We start from the raw sequence: 4,127 nt of genomic DNA on the forward strand, positions 1-4,127 counted from the left end.
GCCGGGAGCGGCCCAGAGGAAGCGATGCGCGTCGGCAACGCCGTCGGCGCGCTGGCGATCCGGCAGGTCGGAGCGCAGTCGGCGATGCCGAGCAAGAGCGAGCTCGACGCCTTCCTGCGACAGCATGCTATGCAGCCCGCCGATCCCCAATCTACAGTAACGGAAGGAGCATGATTGTTATGAATCCAAGCCCTGCTAGCGCATTCTACGAACCCGGCCCCGGGCCGGTACCCGTCATCCTGGACACCGACATCGGCCCGGACTGCGACGACGCCGGAGCCGTCGCCGTCCTCCACGCCCTGCAGACGGAGGGACGTCTGCAGTCGCTCGCCATGCTGCACTGCACGTCCAGCCGATGGGGCGCTGGCTGTCTCGATGCGCTCAACGTCTACTATGGGCGCGGCGACATCCCTGTCGGGACGTTGCCGACGAGTAACTTCCTCGATGACGATAGCCGTTATGCCAAGTACAATCGACTGCTGGCGACCTCGCCGGCCAGCCGCTATCCGGACGGCTCTGGCGTCCCGGATGCGCCGACACTGTACCGCGAGAAGCTCGCGCAGGCGGCGGACGGCAGCATCGTCGTCGTCGCGATCGGCCCGCTGATCAACCTGATGCAGCTCTTGCAGACGGAGCCGGATGCGCATTCGCCGCTGGATGGCGTGGCACTCGTCGCTCGCAAGGTCCGCCACCTCGTCGTCATGGGCGGGTATCTGCCGGAGGGCAAGGAGTGGAACTTCGAGATGCATCCCGAGGCGGCAGCTGTCGTCTGCGAGCAATGGCCGACGCCGATCACCTACACCGGCTACGAGATCGGCCTGGCCGTTCAGACAGGGGCGCGGCTGCTGCGCGAAGCCCCGCCGGAGCATCCGGTGCGGATCAGCTACGCCGCCTACCTCGGCGATAAGCCGACGCGGCCGAGCTGGGATCTGACCGCCGTGCTCTATGCCGCCCACGGCGCGGCTCCTTACTGGGACCTGGCACGCGGAAGGATGGTCGTCAACACGACAGACGGGTCCAATCGCTGGATCGACGATCCGCAAGGCCCGCATGCCTATCTGCGAGAGCGGATGGACCCAGCGGCGGTAGCCGAGCTGCTCGACGAGCTGATGGCGCGGCAGCCGTAGTTGGACGAGTTGCTCGACAAGCTGAGCCGCGGCAGCCCTAGCCGAGTTGCTCGACGAACTGATGGCGTGGCTGCCATGGCCGAGTTGCTCGACGAACTGATGGCGTGGCTGCCGCAGCCGTGCTGCTCGACGAGCTGAGGCGCGACTGCCATGGCCGAGTTGCTCGACGAACTGAGGCGTGGCTTCCGGATAGAATACATGCAAAAGTACATTTATTTGCGGCGAAACGGGGTGAAAGCAGGTAAATAAATGCAAATGTGCATTTAAATGAGGCTTGATTCGCCTGAATGTGTGCTTTTCCCAAAAACAACTGCACTTTTGCATTAAAATCCCGATTGCACGCGCTTTGGAGCATAAATAGAGGTATTTTTGCAGTTAAGCGATGCCAGGCCTCGAACTAGGATCGCTCATACGCAGACCATGCGCGTAACGCGATTGGAGCGAGGCGCAATAAGCACCCCATAGATCGACAAAGAAGCCTCCGTCCCGCTGCCAGGGAAGAGGCTTCTTTTGTTTCTTACTACGGTCAGTCAGGGCAAGCGATCGAGCTGGCTATCTCCAGGAACTCCAGCCGATTGCCGAACGGGTCGTTGGCATAGAAGCGCTTGACGCCCTCATCGGCCCTGACTTCATCATCGATGACCTGGAACTGATGGCGCAGCAGGTGTGCGCGCAGTTTGTCCAAGCTCTGCACATGAAAGGCAGGGTGCGCTTTTGCAGCAGGTACAAACTTATCTTGAACGCCGATATGCACCTGATGAGAACCACACTGAAACCATACGCCGCCACGCTTTTGCAGCGCATCTGGCTTGGGGATCTCCGGCCAACCCAAGATCGCATGGAAAAACAAACGTGCCTCGGGCTCGCAGCCCGCCGGAGCCGCTAGTTGCACATGATCAAGACCATAGAACCGATAAGGCATGTCGTCACCCTCTCATTGTTTAAGTTTCATTGTATGGAACTTAGTTTCATTTTATTATTTCTATTGTAGCGCGAAGCTTTCCAAAAATCCAGCTTTTTCAAGAAAGGGGCGATCAGGAACAGCCCTCATCTATGTAAATGGCGTGCTCTTTGTGAGCTTTGGCGTGTTGTCTTCTTAGCCATTCGTATCTATAATGAACATATACGAAAGGTATTGTTAATACCCTTCTCCCCAATGGGAATCGCCCGTCTGTCATATCTCTTACGACAAACGGGTACAATAAAAAGTAGCCGTGATGCGCCAACATCACGACTACTCTCGACAAAGTTTCAGGTGGGCAACCACGGCGAGCTTTAATCTCAGAGAAAAGCCACCGGATCAGGCCGCTAACCTATCGCCGGTGGTTTTTCTTGCCTTTGCGTGTGCTCTTATTTTTCTTGCCGCCAACGATCGTCTTAAGGCCAGCAAAAATGCCAACCACTTTTAGCAGCACAATCGCCAAGCTTCAGCTCTCGTGAGCCTCCTGCATGCACACCTCTAGCGCGATGGCGGCATAGGCGCGCGCGCAAGCCATCAGATCGTCCAGCGACGGCGTCCGTCGCGGCGGGCCGTAGGTAATCGAGGGGACGCCGTATTCGTTGAACACGCTATGGTCCCTCCACATGCTAGAGAAGACAGGGGCGGACAGCTCCAGCTCCTGCTCGAACACTGCTTGGTGGCTGGCTCGCACCGCATCGACAAACGGCGCCACCTCCTCGGTACCCGCCTCGTACCCTTGACGGAACAGGAACAGCTCCAGCTCCGCCTCGACGCCGCTCTCGCGGATCACCCGCCGCAATTGCGCCGCCACCTCCGCAGGCTTCATCCCCGGCAACAGACGGCAGTCGAGGTACAGGCTACAGGAGTCGGCGCCGCCGATAATAAAGTGGGGGTGTCCGCCCTTGATCGCGCCGATCTGCACCTTGGGGATTACCGTCCCTCCGGGGTAGGTCCGCGTATACTGCCGCTCGTAGGCGATCGCCCAATCGTTGAGCCTCTCGATCAACGCGGCCGCCTTGACGATTGGATTGACATGTCGGCTCATCTCCGCCGTATGCGTGATGACCGGCGTGTACACGCCGCTGCCCAGCACCGTCATTTTGAAGAAGGCCTTACCCGCCTCCACCCACGATACGCCGAAATCCGTCCCCTCCGCCGCAATGCCGTAATCGGCCATAATGCCGCCGTGGACCATCATGTACTCGGCCCCGGTCTCCTTGCTCACATAGGGCAACCCGACGAACTCATCCACCGGCTCCTGGCCCATCTCGCCTGGACAAGCCGTCAGGATCACGTCGCCCAGCAACGGCGCTCCCGCCTCCTTGATCGCCTGCGCAGCCAACAAGAAGCACGCCATCGGCCCTTTGTCGTTCTCGACGCTCTGCCCGTAGAAGACGCCGTCCTCGAGCCAGGTCTGATGCCAGAAGCGCGCGTCGAGGTCGCGGTACAGCCACGTATCATGGGGCGAACCGCTCGGACCCGCCGTATCCAGATGACTGGAGAACAGCAGATTGCGGCCATGGCCGGCCCCCCGCAGGGTGCCGATCACATTGAAGCGCTCTTCGGTCAGCCCGACCTTGCGTGGCGCGAACCCCTCCCGCTTCATCCAGTCGTACACGTATTGCCCGGCTTCCTTCTCGTAGCCGTAGGGACTAGGAATATTGCATAGCTCCAGCACCAGCTCCGTCAGGCGCTCCTCCGTAATCCGCGCGAATACTTGCTCGCGCCAATAGGCGATGTCTTGCGTCATAGTCGTCCCCTCCCGAATGCTAATCTTCTAGATGCGTTCCTATAGCGAGCCGTACTTCCAGAACAGCCGGGCGGCCCCGGTCGCAATCAGCGCCAGCAGCAGGCCCAGCAGCAGCAAGCCAGGCCCCGCACCGGCGAGCTGAATGGCCGCGCCAGCCGCGAGCGGCGCGAGCAGCATCGCCAGACGATTGGCGGTCAGCCGACCGGCCAATGCCAGGCTCCGCCGTGCAGGAGCGGCACACCGGATGACGGCGAGGATGAGCACCGGCTCGCCGATACCGACGGCCACC

At 60.5% G+C, this 4,127-nt stretch carries 4 protein-coding genes; 1 reads left to right on the forward strand and 3 read right to left on the reverse strand.

What is annotated here, in order from left to right; genetic code table 11:
• The first annotated feature begins 179 nt into the window (after nt 1–179).
• On the forward strand, nt 180–1,127 hold the full coding sequence (locus PA598K_RS34655) for a nucleoside hydrolase (RefSeq protein ID WP_185602420.1): 948 nt from the start codon (nt 180–182) through the stop codon (nt 1,125–1,127).
• 526 nt (nt 1,128–1,653) lie between these two features.
• On the opposite strand, the gene PA598K_RS34660 is transcribed toward PA598K_RS34655, so the two are convergent.
• The 3 genes from PA598K_RS34660 to PA598K_RS36880 form a co-directional block, all read right to left on the reverse strand.
• Nucleotides 1,654–2,049: a VOC family protein gene (locus tag PA598K_RS34660; protein ID WP_128661262.1), complete on the reverse strand. Its 396-nt coding sequence runs from the start codon at nt 2,047–2,049 to the stop codon at nt 1,654–1,656.
• 505 nt (nt 2,050–2,554) lie between these two features.
• Nucleotides 2,555–3,838 carry a M20/M25/M40 family metallo-hydrolase gene (locus PA598K_RS34665; RefSeq protein ID WP_128661263.1) on the reverse strand — a complete coding sequence of 428 codons (1,284 nt, stop codon included), beginning with the start codon at nt 3,836–3,838 and terminating at the stop codon, nt 2,555–2,557.
• 39 nt (nt 3,839–3,877) lie between these two features.
• On the reverse strand, nt 3,878–4,127 hold a 250-nt coding region (locus PA598K_RS36880), incomplete at its 5' end, for a hypothetical protein (protein ID WP_221414207.1).

It is taken from the genome of Paenibacillus sp. 598K, assembly GCF_003851045.1.
Taxonomy (GTDB): Bacteria; Bacillota; Bacilli; order Paenibacillales; family Paenibacillaceae; genus Paenibacillus_D.